Raw genomic sequence first — 14,966 nt, forward strand, 5'->3', positions numbered from 1 at the left:
TTGCAATTACTTTATTAGTAACGGGTAACTATTTACGTATAAGTTTTCAGCATTCAAGATTGAAACTTGTTCCGTCAAGGGGCTATATCGCGGCGCATGGTTTATAACCTTTGGGCTAGCTAGCTGCTCCTGCGTTACCTTACTGACTTACATTAACAATAAGTAAGATGTCTGCAGATTACTAACGCGCTTTACCTATCTCAATATAAGCGGCAAAGAGTCATAAGTCATAAGGGAGAATGCAATTGGCAGCGTATGTTTGGCATTTATGCTGCGCTATCGCCTATTTATAAATAATCTCTTATAAGTAACACCACATTATTTAGGCTGTATTTTGACTAAAAAACAGGTCTATTTTTGAAATTTCACCCACAAAAGTTCAACACGCCTAACCTAAATTAATAAACACCGAGGTAATTATAAGCATAGAGTACGTTAATACGTTCTGAACAGATCTGAACATTGGGAACTAATGACCATGAGAGCAACATTCGTAAACAGCTGTTTAAAAGGTTTTTTATACCAATCCGCAATAATACTTAATCAATTTCAGGGATTAAATCTGACTTTAACTGCGTTAAAATTCCTGTTATACGACTGCATGGATGCAGGAGGTAGAGCAATTAGTGATAACAATTAAATAAAGAAATTTTTGCTTTGTTATCAACATAATTTTCTTACTTCAAAATAGGTCACGTAATTAAGGGTATTGGTATTATTGATGATTTCCATAATTAAAATCAACATATAAAAATAGCAGCTAAACGCTGCTATAAAACTTAAATATACGATTACTGGCTTTGGTAATAAATTACCAAAGCCAGGATAACTTTATATCATCTAAAAAGTACATCTTCGCGATTAAACCACTTAACGCAAAAGGCCAGTAGCCCTGCAGCAATGATTGCAGTGGCTAAAAATATTAAGCCTATGAATGTGTAATCAACAGTCCCTTTTACTATTTCTTTAATCGCTAAAGCCACGTTTGTAACTGGAATAAATGCTGTTTTAGCAGTGAGTTCCATATTTGGCATTATTGAAATAATAATCGGGAAAAATACGCCCATACTAAGTGGTGCCATATAGTTTTGCGCTTCTTTAAACGTGCGAGCATAGATAGATATAGCCAGAGCTAAGGCCGAAAATATAGCTGCAACCGGTAATAATAGTAAAAATATCATCAGTAAGTCGGTAACTGCTAATGTACTAAATGCCGCTTTAATAAAATCAAGATCGGCAAATGCGAGCGCCAGTGCTATCCAGCAGCCCATACTTAAGACCGTTATGGTTGTGGAGGCAATGGATGTAGTTAACAAGGTTATAAATTTACCAAGCACCAGCTCTGTACGCGTAATAGGTGTAAGTAGGAGTGTTTCTAGCGTGCCACGTTCTTTTTCGCCAGCGCCTAAATCAATAGCGGGATAAGTTGCCCCCATCAATACTAATGGAATAAGTAAATAAGGTAAAAACCCGCCAATTTTTTCGCCAAGGTTTTCACGTTTATCGGCTGTATCCACTTTTATGACTTCAATCGGATTAAGAATAGATTTTTGAACAGACTCTTCAATACCAAAACTGATTAGCTTTTGAGTTTGGAGCACGTCACTGTATTCTTTTGCGAGTTCTTTAACGCGTTCGAATAAAAAGTTGATAGATTTTGAATCGTTAAAAACAACCTGCCACTGGCTTTGTTTTCCATCGTCCAATGTTTGCACAGCATGACTTGGTAAATAAATACCCATATCAATATCGCCAGCGATTACGCCTGCTTTAAGCTCATCAATATTGTTAAAGGTTTTATCCCCTTTATAAAGCTCAAAACTTTTGTGATAAAACACTTTGTCAGTAAATTCTTGTGCGTATTCACCGTTGATAATCGCGTAAGTATTTACTTTTTGCTCAGCGTCCATTGCAGCTTGCGAGCTTATAAATGCCATTACGGCAAACAATAACGGAAATATAGCAACAGGGAGCGCGACTACAAATAATAGCGTTTTTTTATCGCGTAATAACTCTCTTAATTCCTTTTTAAATACCTCAAACATCATGTTTCTCCGTTAATATATTCATAAACGCCTGGTTAAGCTCATCACTATTGCCTGCTTGTTTAAACTCTTCTACTGTCCCGTCAAAACAGCTAATACCTTCGTTAATTACAGCGACACGGTCACATAAAAGGGCTACTTCATCTAGATGATGGGTTGAGAAAATAACAGGTGTCCCCTGCGCCTTTAAACCTTTGATAAATTTAATAACTGTTTGTGTTGTCATTATATCAAGGCCCGTTGTTGGCTCATCAAGTACCACAACTGCTGGGCGATGAACAACTGCACGCGCTATATTTGCTTTTTGCTTCATACCTGTTGAAAGGTTTTCTGCCCGTTTATCTACAAATTTGTGCATATCAAGCAATGTAAATAGCTCATCACAACGCGTTGCTATATCGCTTTTGTTCATGCCATGAAGCTTTGCAAAATACTCTATATTTTCTTTTACAGTTAAGCGGCCATACAACCCTGTAGAGCCTGATAAAAAACCAATAGACTTACGTCCCAATAGCGGTTTTTTTACAATATCGTTTCCGGCAATCGTTATTGAGCCTTCATCGGGCTTTAACGCGGTTGAAATCATTCTAAGTGTCGTCGTTTTACCCGCACCATTTGGGCCGAGCAATCCAAGTACCTCACCTTTAGCGCAACTAAAATTAACGTCTCGTACTGAGTGAAAGTAGTCTTTATCTTCACGAGGATCGATGTCATCTATTTTATTTTTTTTGTGATCTTTAGTTAGCTTAAATTTCTTTTTAAGCCCAGCAACTTCTATCATGTTCGCATCCTTCGTTTCGCTCTAAAATAATCTGTATTGTTGTAAAAAGAGTCGTCTTTGTTTTCGTCATGCCAGCCAGGCACACCTAATAAAGGCAGTGGTGAAAGCTTTTTGTTATCGGCTAAGCAGTTATCTGTATTAATCATCTCATAAAGGGCTTGGTCAAGGTACTGGTATTGAGTTACTAAATCTTTACAAAATATTTCATTAGGTACACAAACAAATAACGCTTTACCCGTTAAACCTATATAAGGCTTTGTTAGCATTTCATAATTAGCATGACCAAACATAAAAGGTTTTATTGTTTTACCCCACTCATGTCTGTGTTCAACGAATGCAGTTTTCCATTGGTGATCGCAAAGCCACTGCTGCCATTTACTCTCACTTATAGCCAATACAACGCCACATTCATCAAAAAGCGTTAGTGCATTACGATGCTTGGTACGCTGTTGCAGTCCATGCTCAGCTATATCTTGCACATGTCGATGGTTTATTAACGCTTTTGTTTTTGGAAATAAACACCATACAAACCCACCAAATAAGTCATGCCAATTTTCACTGCGTGTAGGTACAACACCCGTTTCAAAAATTACTTGCTCGTAATAGCGATCGCCAAACTCTACCTTTGCATCATCTTCAAAAGTAATAGGAATATTATTCTCATTAATAGCAGTTAAAAATGGAGAAAACCACTGCGGCGCCGGCCAATCTGTTAGTTCGTTAACTTTAAATAGCTCACGTAAATGCGCAAATGCACCTGTTTCTAAACTACTGATTTGCCACTGCTCTGGGGGAGTAAAACGCTTCATTTAAACCTTTAACAATTTATGCCTATAATTTACGAGAAGTTTACCGCAAAAACTGGTTCTGCTTAATAGAAGTTAATATACTAATCACAACTTAAAACAAAAAAGAGCTGACATGAAACATTATTTCTCTCTCACACTCCTCGCTACTGCTGTTTTAGCAGGTTGCGCAACAACAAGTATTACCCCTACTGATGTAACAAATGGATATAACAGTATTCAAGCTGATGAACTGGCTAAACATGTAAAAGTACTCGCATCGGATGAGTTTGGTGGCCGTGCTCCTTCATCACCTGGCGAAAAGCTAACGCTTGATTATTTAACTGCGCAGTTTAAAGCTTTAGGTTTAAAACCAGGCAATGGCGACAGTTACTTACAAGAAGTGCCATTAGTTTCTTTAGAAGCTGATTCGAACATGGTGCTTAGTATTGGTGGTAAAGACTATCAATATAAAAAAGACATGGTTATGGGTAGCAGCCGCATTAGCGCACAAGAAGGCATAGAAAATTCTGAACTTGTATTTGTGGGCTACGGCGTTAATGCACCTGAATACAATTGGAATGACTACGAAGGGTTAGACGTTAAGGGCAAAACGGTTGTAATGCTGGTTAACGATCCGGGCTTTGCAACAAAAGACCCTGCTTTATTTACTGGCGATGCAATGACTTATTACGGTCGTTGGACATACAAATATGAAGAAGCAAGTCGACAAGGTGCAGCTGGCGCAATTATTATTCATGAAACAGCACCTGCATCTTACCCATGGTCAGTAGTTGAAAACTCTTGGAGTGGTGAGCAGTTTGGTTTTCAAAAAGAAAACAACAATATGGATCGTGTAGCTGTTGAAGGCTGGGTTACAACTGACGTAGCAAAAGAGCTTTTCACTAAAGCAGGTTTAGATTTTGATACCGTTAAAACAAATGCTGCTAAAGGTGCTTACCATGTTGATATGGGCGATTTAACTGCTTCTGTTAATGTTAAAAATACGATTAAAAAATCAGTGTCGTATAACTTTATTGCTACGTTACCAGGAAGCGAGCAAGTAGATGAGCATGTTATTTACTCAGCTCACTGGGATCACTTAGGTACGGATAAAACACGTAAAGGCGATCAAATTTATAACGGTGCTCATGACAACGCAACGGGTACAGCTGGGCTAATTGAAGTAGCTGAAGCCTTTACTAAGTTACCTAAGCATCCTAGCCGTTCAATGACATTTTTAGCGGTAACTGCTGAAGAGCAAGGTTTACTTGGCTCTAAATACTATGCAGCAAACCCAGTGATTGCTGCGAATAAAACAGTCGCTAACATAAACATGGATAGCTTAAATTTATTAGGCAAGGTAAAAGACATGAATGTGGTTGGTATTGGTAAATCACAAATGGATGAGTTTTTAGCAACTGCAGCTAAAGAGCAAGGCAGAACAATATCAGGCGATCCTAAACCGTCATCTGGTGGCTATTACCGCTCTGATCACTTTGCATTTGCTAACATGGGTATTCCAGCCATGTACGCCGGTGGCGGCACAGTAGCTGCTGATGAAGAAACGGCTAATTACCGTAAACGTATGAGCTTAGTACTTCGCGGTTGTTACCATCAACCATGTGATCGTTATAGAGATGAATGGGATTTATCGGGTGCTGTTCAAGACTTACAATTGTTTTATAAAGTAGGTTTTGATATTTCTGAGCAAGAGCAATGGCCAACGTGGAATACAAATTCAGAATTTCAACGTAAATAATATAAGTCGTGTTTACCATCAAAGGTTAAATTTACAGCGATGTGTTTTTTATTTTTAGGTTAGGTAGCCTATTGTGGTTATAACCCACAAGTAGGTGATATTGACACATAAATGGATACGCACATTGTTTTATTTTAATCGGAAATTCAAACAAGCATTCGACTTAATTAATGCAAATGATATTGATTATCGTTTAATTAAAATATACAGTGTGACTTAGATAATTTATTAGGTCGCATTGTATGATTCTACTCTCTCACTTTGGTTTAATAACTCCCGCGTCAAGACAGTTTATAGGCCAAAACAAACGTTTATTGCTACCTTTATTTATATTGGTTTGCTTAGCATTACCTACCTTACGTGAAATTACTGTGATTGCGTTAAGCGATGCTTTTTTTCAAGTGAGTGTGTTTGTTGCTGCTACCCTTTTGATTTATTACTACGCTATAGAGCATTTACCTCAACTAGAGCTGAGTTATTTAAGTGCTAAGTCGCCTATTTTAGAAATTAGTTTTGCTGCTGTTTTAGGTGCATTACCTGGCTGTGGTGGCGCTATTATAGTTGTTACGCAGTTTACTAAAGGTCAAGCGAGCTTTGGCTCTATTGTTGCGGTGCTAACAGCAACGATGGGCGATGCTGCTTTTTTGCTACTTGCCACACGCCCTACTGAAGGTTTAATTATTATGGGGATAGGATTAACTGTCGGTATAGTAAGTGGATTACTTGTTAATGCAATGCACAGTAAAGATTTTTTACGCCCAACAGCGCAAGAACAAAAACATCAAATTAAAATTTTACCCACTAATATTATTAAAATTAGTAAACCTGTGTGGATGATAACAATTGTACCTAGCTTAATCATTGCTTTCTTAATTGCATTTAATGTCGACTTCACAAAATTTGGCACAAATATAGATACTATGATCAGTTTTTTTGGTGCCGCAATGGCACTCTTTGTTGTCAGTATTTGGGCATTTTCGTCAAAGGGTGAAAGTTATAAAGAAGTGACCTCAGAAGATGATACGTGCAATCCTCCTTCTAAAATAATTAAAGTATTACAAGACACACACTTTGTAACTGCATGGGTAGTAGCCTCTTTTATGTTATTTGAAATTTTAGTCAATATTGCAGGACTGAACTTAAAAACGTGGTTTGTACATTACGCCTATTTAGCACCGCTTATTGCAGTTGTTATTGGGTTTTTACCTGGCTGTGGCCCGCAAATAATTGTCACTACATTGTATATTCAAGGCATTATTCCCTTTAGTGCTTTAGCAGGAAACGCGATTTCTAACGATGGTGATGCGTTATTTCCAGCAATAGCAATGGCTCCTAGAGCTGCAGTGATAGCTACGCTTTATACATCTATTCCCGCTTTACTTGTAGGCTATGGACTCTATTTTTTGGTTGATATCTAAAGATATACTGTAAATTATAAACACAAAAAAGCTCAGCAATTGCTGAGCTTTTTGCTAAAACATAGTAACTTACTCTGCTGCCACAAAACCTTCTTTAGGGTTTTGGCCAAAATCGTTTTCACCTTCGTGAGAATCTTGCGCTAAAAAGATAATTATAACTATCCAACCAATAATAGGTACTAACCAAAGTAGCTGCCACCAACCAGAGCGGCCAGTATCATGAAGGCGACGAGCACCGGCGCTTAATTGAGGAATTAATAGTGCAAGGCTATAAATAGTGCCAATAAGAGCTATACCAAGTACTTCATCAACTACTGATAATGCTAAAGCGATTAAAAAGTTAATCAAATAAAACATCCAAAAAGCTTTGCGGCGATTACGACCTGAAAAATCTGCGTAGCTACGCAACGCATCCATATAATATTCCATAATAATATTCCTTAATGTTATTTTTTATATTCCCTAATGGGCTTGATTTCAATTACTTTTTAGTAACAATTGTATCTTAATTAAAAACAGTTCATATTAAAACAAAAACCAGCTTAAAGCTGGTTTTTTATTACACATTAACAATTGAGTTATTAACTCATTGCCATCATCATTGCCGAAGGATTTTCTAAGTACGATTTCCATAGGTTATTAAAACGAGCAATAGTCCCGCCATCAATAACGCGATGATCGCCAGACCAACTCACTTGCATAATAGCTTTACTCACAACTTGCCCACTTTCGTCAAAACGTGGTAGATGCTGTAGTTTACCAAGCGCAACAATAGCCACTTCTGGTTTATTAATTATAGGGGTTGCGATAGTGCCGCCAATTGCACCAATATTAGAGATGCTAATCGTCCCACCTTTTAAATCATCCGGTGCAACACGCCCTTCTCGCGCTGAATGAGTTAAGCGAGTTAAATCATTGGCTACATCTACAATGCTTTTACTCTGGCACGATTTAATATTAGGCACTAACAAGCCAATTTTTGAATCAACCGCTATACCAATATTATGATCGCTATAATAGGTAAGCTCTGAGCAATCATCATTCACTTTTGAATTCAGTACAGGGTACTCTTTCATTGCTAGCGAGAGTGCTTTTACAAAAAATGGCATCATGGTGAGCTTTACGCCTTGTGCTTTGTACTGCTCTTTTAAGGAGCTGCGCAAAGCTATAAGCTGTGTTAAGTCTATTTCATCACTAAACGTAAAGTGCGGAATAGTTGAAACCGATGCCACCATTTGCTTGGCCATGGCCGCTTTAATGCCTTTAATTTGCTCTACTCGTACACCACCGCTTTGATTCTGTGTTTGGTTTTGTACTGCACTTTGAGAAGCATCGCTATTAAGCGGTGAAGTATCAATAGTATTTGGCACTTCGCCTTTTACAAACTCTTCAATATCTTGCTTGTAAATTCGACCATTTTTACCACTACCTGGAACGCACGTTAAATCAACATCTAGCTCACGTGCTTTACGACGAACCGCGGGGGATGCAACCGCTTTTTGATTGATAACTTTTACAGCTTGCTCTGTTTTAACAGTGGCAACTTTTTCAGCGACGGCATTAGTTTGAGCCTTTACGACCGCTTGGTTTATATCAACACTTGGCTTTACTGCACTGCCTGCAATTGTCATTTGAAACAACGGGCTATGTACTTTTGCTATTTCACCTTTTTGGTAATATAACTTTTGCACTGTGCCTGTATATTTTGCCGGAATTTGTACTAATGCTTTGTCGGTCATTACGTCACAAACCGCTTGGTCTTCTTCTATTTCATCGCCTTCTGCGACTAGCCAATCAACAATCTCACATTCGACAATACCTTCACCTATATCTGGTAGTATAAAGTCCTCAACTACATCAGATGCATTGTTATAAGTTTGATTTTCAGCTTGTACTAGCTCTTCTACTACTTCATTACTCGTACTATCACCAGTTACATCCATAGCAAATAAAGGGGCATGTACTTTAGCAATTTCACCTTTTTGATAATATAGCTTTGTAATAACACCATCATGCACTGCCGGAATTTGTACTAATGCTTTGTCTGTCATCACATCACAAATTGGCTGATCCTCAGATACGGTATCGCCTTCTTGAACTAGCCACTCAACAACTTCGCATTCAACAATGCCTTCACCAATATCGGGTAATATAAAATCTTTAGCCATGGTAACCCCTAAAAATCCATTGATTGTTTAATTGCAGCCAACACTTTTAGTGCGTCCGGTACATATTCTTTTTCAAGTGCCAACGGGTATGGTGTATCTAAGCCACATACACGTAAAATTGGCGACTCTAAATGCAAGAAACACGCTTGTTGTATTGTTGCTGCTATCTCGGCACCAAAGCCATTAGTTATGGGCGCTTCATGGCTCACGATTAAACTGCCGGTTTTAATAACCGATTTAGCAATCGTTTCAACATCCCATGGTAAAATACTACGAAGATCTATTACTTCACAGCTTATACCTTGCTCGCTTGCTTGCTGTGCTGCCTCTTCAATAATCTCCATTTGAGCACCCCACGCTAAAAGCGTAATATCGGTACCCTCTTGTACTACTTCAGCCGTGCCTAATTCAATACTATAATCTTCTTCAGGCACTTCGCCTGTTGATGCACGGTATAAACGCTTAGGCTCAAAAAATATGACCGGGTTATCATCTTTAATTGCAGCACGTAATAAACCTTTAGCCTGATAAGGGTTACGCGGTACAACCACTTTTAAGCCCGGTGTATGCGCAAAATAAGCTTCGGGTGATTGCGAGTGATATAAACCGCCTGCAATACCACCGCCATAAGGCGTACGAATAGTTAAGTTACCCACATTAAATTCATTACCACTACGGTAACGAAATTTAGCAGCTTCATTTACTATTTGATCGAACGCTGGAAAAATATAATCAGCAAATTGAATTTCTGCCAATGCAGGTGCACCAAATGCCGCTAAACCATTAGCAAAGCCTAAAATACCTTGCTCGGTTAGAGGCGTATTAAAAACACGATGCTTACCGTACTTTTCTTGCAAGCCTGATGTTGCTCTAAATACACCACCGAAGTAACCAACATCTTCGCCAAAAATACAGGCTTGAGGGTGTTCGTTCATCGTAATATCCAGGGCAGAGTTAATTGCGTGAAGCATGTTCATTTTAGCCATTACTTAATTCTCCCTGCGGTTACTGGGTAAGCATCTGGATGCTGCTTTATATGTTCTTTTAATTGTTCGTACTGGCGTTGCAATAAGGGAATAGGTGTATCGTAAACGTCTGAGACCAATTCTTCTAAAGCAGGCTTGGCAACAACTTCAGCACGCTTTAGCGCTGCTAAAATTTCTTCACGAATCGACTCTTTTGCTTTTATGTCGTCTTCTTCGTTTAACCAGTCTTGCTTGACCAGCCATTTTCTAAATTTATCAATAGGACACGTTTGATGATTCGCTTCTTCATCTTTAGAGCGATAACCACTTGGATCGTCTGATGTAGAGTGCGCGCCTAATCGATAAGCAATTGATTCAATAAGTACAGGTTCACCTTGTGTTGAGGCTATTTCCCGTGCTTTTTTGGTCGCTGCATACACTGCAAGTGCATCTGTGCCATCAACACGAATTGTTTTAATACCATAACCAACACCACGCGAGGCGATACCATCGCCTTTAAACTGCTCATCAGCAGGGGTTGATATTGCATAGCCGTTATTACGTGCAAAAAATATAACCGGCGCTCTGTGAACAGCGGCCATATTTAAACCGGCATGAAAGTCACCTTCTGATGCAGCACCTTCGCCAAAGTAACAAATAGTCACATTATCAATTGTGCTGGCAAGCTCGCCTGTTTTAGCGTCGATGTGCTTTATTTTTTGGCCATATGCATAACCCGTTGCTTGTGGTATTTGCGTACCCAATGGCGATGAAATCGTCATGTAGTTTAGCGCTTTAGAGCCATAATGGATTGGCATTTGGCGACCTTTGCCTAAATCCAATTCATTTGAAAACATTTGGTTCATAAATTGATCAAGTGTAAAACCACGGTAATGCAATGCAGCTTGTTCACGATATTGCGCCATGATCATATCGTCTTGATCAAGTGCAGCAGCAGAGGCTGTAACTGCGGCTTCTTCGCCTAGGCATTGCATATAAAAACTAACACGGCCTTGGCGCTGCGCGCCTTGCATACGTTCATCTAACAAACGTATAAAACGCATTGTTTCATATAACTTAATAGCGGTATGTTTTGAAATGTCAGGTGCGGTTGCACTAGGATGGATGTCGCCGTCCTCAGTTAAAATACTAAGGGTTGGAATATTAAGTGCTTGGCCATCAATAAATTCAAGCGCGTGGTTAATATTCAGCGATACGTTATTTGGATTACTCATAACCTACCTTCTTTTGTTGTCGGTAAAACAGTGCCCCTTTAAATTATTATTGTGGGTGATTGTTGCTGGTTAAACTTTGCAACATCTGCACTATCTTTAATTAAAGCTGCCAACACTTTACGTTAACGTAAAGTGTTATTCAACAAATCTGGGACAAAACAAAAGCAAATACTGGCTAAATAAGTGGCAAGTTAACGATACGGCTACTTTAATTAATAGTAATCATATAGTTAACTTTAAGTTACTAGTGGTCTGATGAGTCAAATTAGATGAAATTACTATCAATATCCATTGGAATAACAGTAAGGAGTGCTCTTTGCCCTAATGCTACGCTCGCATTTGGAAAAATAATAGCCTCTCCTTCAACGTCAGCGTAAATCGCTGTATCACCGTCGGTTGCAAGTAGTTCACCTTTCGCAAAGCCAATAAAGTTCTCGGCATCGTCAGAAAAAGGAAAACTAAAATTGTCCTGTGTCCTGTTAATTGTTCTATGCACTGAAAACAACTCAAAATCTTCTGCATTAAATTTAAGGTATTCAACGTCAGTTTGGCTAATTAATGCAGTCAGTGTTTGCTTTGTTTTTTCAAAACGTGTCATATCGTTTTGCCCAAATGGCTTAACTTGTCCAAGCTCTACTGTAAACGAGTCTGCACCATGTACAAATGACGAATAATAGCTAAATGTTGTTGCAGGAGATTTCATCATAAGCACGGTATTTACACCACAGCTCAATAAAAATTGTAACTGCGACTTTTTCCATGGCTTACCATGTAAAAATGGATACACGGCAAACTTTTCATTCTTTGATCCACGAATAGCAGTATGTAGATCGTAATGACATCGGCTGCTGCCTTGCTCGCCACGGGCATAAAAATCGCTTACGTACTGCTCAAGCTTTGCAGCGCGGTTTCGCTCATTATTCATTGGTACACCTTCAACTGTATGGTGACCATTAAATAATCTATTTAAGTTTTCTTCTACAAAACGCAGGCCAATATTAATTGATTGTGGATTACCGTAAATAAACAAAACACGCTGCTTAAGTATCAGCTCGCCTTTTATAATTTGTTTAATGAGCGTATCACAAATTTCAATTGGCGCAGTTTCGTTACCGTGTACAGCGCTTGAATAAATTACATCTTTGCTTGTTTTAACAGCAGGTTGAAACTCAATTACACCGGTATCGTGTATATTTACACGAGTCCCATTATCTAAAACAAACTCACCTGCATCTAAATGCCATTCGTTGTCACGACTAAGCGTTAAAAAATCGCCAGTTTGTTTTAATTCATTTAAGTAAGATGGATTGGCTGACATATAATAAGCCCTTTAAAAATAATGTGAGAGTAGACTCTTATGCATATATTTTTATAAATACACAAGGTATAGAAACGAAAACGGCTGAATAAATCAGCCGTTTTAAAATTATTAGATTAAGTTAGCTTATAACTGAATCTACAAGCTTTTTAGCTTCTTTTTCAAGTAACGCTAAATGCGCTTCACCTTTAAATGATTCAAGGTATATTTTATAAATATCTTCAGTACCCGATGGACGCGCTGCAAACCAGCCATTTTCAGTGACCACTTTTAAACCACCAATTGCCGCATCGTTACCTGGTGCATGAGTCAATTTTTGCAAAACAGGCTCGCCAGCAAGTGTATCTGCTTTAACATCAGAAGCACTCAATGCTTTTAAACGTGATTTTTGACCGCTTGTAGCAGGTGCATCTAGGCGTTTATAAATTGGAGAACCAAACTCTTGTTCTAATTCTTTATAAAGCGCTGATGGCGTTTTACCTGTCACAGCAAGTATTTCTGCAGCGAGTAGCCCCATTATGAAGCCGTCTTTATCTGTACACCATACAGAGCCATCAAAACGTAAGAATGCCGCACCGGCGCTTTCTTCGCCACCAAACGCAAGTTTGCCTTTACTTAAGCCTTCAACAAACCATTTAAAGCCTACGGGTACTTCTTTAACTTTACGGCTGTTACGAGCAGCTACTTTGTCAATCATAGAGCTAGAAACCAATGTTTTACCAATTTCTACGGTTTCATTCCAATCACGGTGTTTAAGTAAGTAATCGATTGCCACTGCTAAAAAGTGGTTTGGATTCATTAAACCATCTGGCGTTACAATACCGTGGCGATCGTAGTCAGGGTCGTTACCAATAGACACATCAAAATCATCTTTTAATGCAATAAGATTCGCCATTGAATAAGGTGATGAACAATCCATACGAATTTTGCCATCTTTATCAAGTGGCATAAAAGCAAAACGTGGGTCAACAACATCATTAACAACGGTTAAATCTAAATTATATTTTTTAGCAATAACAGGCCAAAAATTAATACCCGAACCACCAAGTGGATCGATACCAATTTTGATACCTGCATCGCTAATTGCTTTTAAATTAACGATATTTGCTAAATCATCAATATAAGGAGTCATTAAATCTTCGTAGCGGATAAAACCTGAACGTGAAGCTTTGGCGAATGGGAATAACTCAACTTCAACTAAATCTTCTAATAAAAGTTGATTTGCTCTGTCTTCAATCCATTTAGTGACGTCGGTATCAGCAGGCCCGCCATTAGGTGGGTTGTATTTAAAGCCACCATCTTCAGGAGGGTTATGCGACGGGGTAACTACAATACCGTCTGCAAGCTCATTTGGGTGTAGCTTGTTATGACTAACGATGGCATGACTGATTACAGGTGTTGGTGTAAAGTCACCGTTTTCTTGCGTTATCACTTGCACTTCGTTAGCAACTAAAACTTCAATAGCTGAATTAAATGCAGCCTCACTCAGTGCGTGTGTGTCTTTACCTAAAAATAACGGACCAAAAATATCATTTTGTTTTCTGTAATCACAAATAGCTTGAGTAATCGCCAAAATGTGTGATTCGTTAAATTTAACATCGTAAGAACACCCACGGTGGCCTGATGTACCAAAAGCAACGCAATGCTCAGGATTCTGCTCAAGATCTGGTTCATTTAAATAATAGGCAGATACTAATTTTGGAACATTAACCAGTGCCGATTGTGGAGCAGTTTTACCTGCGCCTGAGTGAATAGCCATTATATTTCCTTACAGGTAATCGCGAATTTTTTCAGCTTGCTCTGCACTGTAACCAAGGCAAAGAGCCACTTCATGAAGCATCATTTTTTTACGCGTTGTATTAGAATTCGTCATAACCCAATATTCACTATCAGTTATGTTTTTAGGATTCATGCTACTGCCGCTATTAACTAAGTCTTCTTTGCTGGTAGCAAAGTAAACACGGTCGCGGCCTTTTATATCTAATACAGCCGAAAAGTCAGTTTTATGTGTACGGTAAAATGCACTTAAAATAAACAAAAAACGTCCAACAACGCCCTTTTGCATTGCCAGCTCTTCTTTATTTAGTACATTAAAAATATTATCACTTTTTTGCTGCACAGGTGCGTGAGCTACAGGTGTTTGTTTTTTTGTAGTCTCAGCAGCCGTTGGGTCTGAGCTTTTTAATGTAGCAGTGGACGTAGTCGCAGTTTGATTGTTTTGAGTTAGTTCTACGTTTGCGGTTAGAATTTTTTCGCCGCTCAGATTTAATAAACGACGTAAAATAGTGGATGCACTTTCACCAATACTTTGCGTATTGCTTGCAATATATTGATATAATTCGTCGTCTATGTCGATTTGTTTCATGTTATTCCTGTCATTACGGGTCACATTTCTTTCTCCCGTGTGATTATACCCAAACCAATCAGAAATGCGAGTTACAACAAGCACTCCCGTAAACATATTAATATTTACTTGATTGTTGTTGATT

12 protein-coding genes are annotated in these 14,966 nt (G+C 38.5%); 2 read left to right on the forward strand and 10 right to left on the reverse strand.

Features of this window, described 5'->3' with window-relative positions; genetic code table 11:
• Nucleotides 1-836 precede the first annotated feature (836 nt).
• The 3 genes from LOS73_RS12445 to LOS73_RS12455 are packed head-to-tail and all read right to left on the reverse strand — an operon-like array spanning nucleotide 837 to nucleotide 3,635.
• Complete coding sequence (locus LOS73_RS12445) at nucleotides 837-2,045, reverse strand: ABC transporter permease (protein WP_007375771.1); 1,209 nt, start codon at nucleotides 2,043-2,045, stop codon at nucleotides 837-839.
• Entirely contained in the window at nucleotides 2,038-2,826 is a 789-nt protein-coding gene (locus LOS73_RS12450; RefSeq protein ID WP_033028363.1) for an ABC transporter ATP-binding protein, read from the reverse strand. The genes LOS73_RS12445 and LOS73_RS12450 overlap by 8 nt, the downstream gene beginning before the upstream one ends.
• Nucleotides 2,823-3,635, reverse strand: coding sequence for a DUF3025 domain-containing protein (locus tag LOS73_RS12455; protein WP_457933767.1), 813 nt, complete (start codon nucleotides 3,633-3,635; stop codon nucleotides 2,823-2,825). Before LOS73_RS12455 ends, LOS73_RS12450 begins: the two co-directional genes overlap by 4 nt.
• A 112-nt stretch (nucleotides 3,636-3,747) precedes the next feature.
• On the opposite strand from LOS73_RS12455, the gene LOS73_RS12460 reads away from it, so the two are divergent.
• Both LOS73_RS12460 and LOS73_RS12465 read left to right on the forward strand, forming a co-directional pair.
• Nucleotides 3,748-5,373, forward strand: a complete 1,626-nt coding sequence (locus tag LOS73_RS12460) for a M28 family metallopeptidase (protein ID WP_008133732.1) — start codon at nucleotides 3,748-3,750, stop codon at nucleotides 5,371-5,373.
• Between the two features lie 242 nt (nucleotides 5,374-5,615).
• Nucleotides 5,616-6,791 (forward strand): putative manganese transporter, encoded by a 1,176-nt coding sequence (locus LOS73_RS12465; protein WP_033039039.1) that lies wholly within the window; start codon nucleotides 5,616-5,618, stop codon nucleotides 6,789-6,791.
• Nucleotides 6,792-6,860: 69 nt separating this feature from the next.
• Here LOS73_RS12465 and LOS73_RS12470 read toward each other — a convergent pair whose 3' ends face one another.
• The 7 genes from LOS73_RS12470 to seqA all read right to left on the reverse strand — a co-directional run bounded on the left by LOS73_RS12470 (nucleotide 6,861) and on the right by seqA (nucleotide 14,842).
• On the reverse strand, nucleotides 6,861-7,220 hold the full coding sequence (locus tag LOS73_RS12470) for a DUF805 domain-containing protein (protein WP_033014910.1): 360 nt from the start codon (nucleotides 7,218-7,220) through the stop codon (nucleotides 6,861-6,863).
• A gap of 152 nt (nucleotides 7,221-7,372) precedes the next feature.
• Complete coding sequence (locus LOS73_RS12475; RefSeq protein ID WP_457933768.1) at nucleotides 7,373-8,959, reverse strand: dihydrolipoyllysine-residue acetyltransferase; 1,587 nt, start codon at nucleotides 8,957-8,959, stop codon at nucleotides 7,373-7,375.
• Nucleotides 8,960-8,967: 8 nt separating this feature from the next.
• A complete protein-coding gene (locus LOS73_RS12480; protein ID WP_457933769.1) occupies nucleotides 8,968-9,945 on the reverse strand; it encodes an alpha-ketoacid dehydrogenase subunit beta in 978 nt (325 codons plus the stop codon).
• Nucleotides 9,945-11,159 (reverse strand): thiamine pyrophosphate-dependent dehydrogenase E1 component subunit alpha, encoded by a 1,215-nt coding sequence (locus LOS73_RS12485; RefSeq protein WP_096793177.1) that lies wholly within the window; start codon nucleotides 11,157-11,159, stop codon nucleotides 9,945-9,947. Before LOS73_RS12485 ends, LOS73_RS12480 begins: the two co-directional genes overlap by 1 nt.
• Nucleotides 11,160-11,424: 265 nt before the next feature.
• Nucleotides 11,425-12,477: a succinylglutamate desuccinylase gene (gene astE, locus LOS73_RS12490; RefSeq protein WP_457933770.1), complete on the reverse strand. Its 1,053-nt coding sequence runs from the start codon at nucleotides 12,475-12,477 to the stop codon at nucleotides 11,425-11,427.
• A 121-nt stretch (nucleotides 12,478-12,598) separates the two neighbouring features.
• Nucleotides 12,599-14,236 carry a phosphoglucomutase (alpha-D-glucose-1,6-bisphosphate-dependent) gene (gene pgm, locus LOS73_RS12495; protein WP_457933771.1) on the reverse strand — a complete coding sequence of 546 codons (1,638 nt, stop codon included), beginning with the start codon at nucleotides 14,234-14,236 and terminating at the stop codon, nucleotides 12,599-12,601.
• Nucleotides 14,237-14,245: 9 nt separating this feature from the next.
• Nucleotides 14,246-14,842, reverse strand: coding sequence for a replication initiation negative regulator SeqA (gene seqA / locus LOS73_RS12500; RefSeq protein WP_007375759.1), 597 nt, complete (start codon nucleotides 14,840-14,842; stop codon nucleotides 14,246-14,248).
• Between the last annotated feature and the right edge of the window lie 124 nt (nucleotides 14,843-14,966).

This window comes from Pseudoalteromonas sp. SCSIO 43210 (genome assembly GCF_054133285.1).

Coding starts and splice junctions, on each gene's coding strand:
- LOS73_RS12445 (WP_007375771.1), bottom strand. CDS start 2,045: ATGTTTGAGGTATTTAAAAAGGAATTAAGAGAGTTATTACGCGATAAA.
- LOS73_RS12450 (WP_033028363.1), bottom strand. CDS start 2,826: ATGATAGAAGTTGCTGGGCTTAAAAAGAAATTTAAGCTAACTAAAGAT.
- LOS73_RS12455 (WP_457933767.1), bottom strand. CDS start 3,635: ATGAAGCGTTTTACTCCCCCAGAGCAGTGGCAAATCAGTAGTTTAGAA.
- LOS73_RS12460 (WP_008133732.1), top strand. CDS start 3,748: ATGAAACATTATTTCTCTCTCACACTCCTCGCTACTGCTGTTTTAGCA.
- LOS73_RS12465 (WP_033039039.1), top strand. CDS start 5,616: ATGATTCTACTCTCTCACTTTGGTTTAATAACTCCCGCGTCAAGACAG.
- LOS73_RS12470 (WP_033014910.1), bottom strand. CDS start 7,220: ATGGAATATTATATGGATGCGTTGCGTAGCTACGCAGATTTTTCAGGT.
- LOS73_RS12475 (WP_457933768.1), bottom strand. CDS start 8,959: ATGGCTAAAGATTTTATATTACCCGATATTGGTGAAGGCATTGTTGAA.
- LOS73_RS12480 (WP_457933769.1), bottom strand. CDS start 9,945: ATGGCTAAAATGAACATGCTTCACGCAATTAACTCTGCCCTGGATATT.
- LOS73_RS12485 (WP_096793177.1), bottom strand. CDS start 11,159: ATGAGTAATCCAAATAACGTATCGCTGAATATTAACCACGCGCTTGAA.
- astE (WP_457933770.1), bottom strand. CDS start 12,477: ATGTCAGCCAATCCATCTTACTTAAATGAATTAAAACAAACTGGCGAT.
- pgm (WP_457933771.1), bottom strand. CDS start 14,236: ATGGCTATTCACTCAGGCGCAGGTAAAACTGCTCCACAATCGGCACTG.
- seqA (WP_007375759.1), bottom strand. CDS start 14,842: ATGAAACAAATCGACATAGACGACGAATTATATCAATATATTGCAAGC.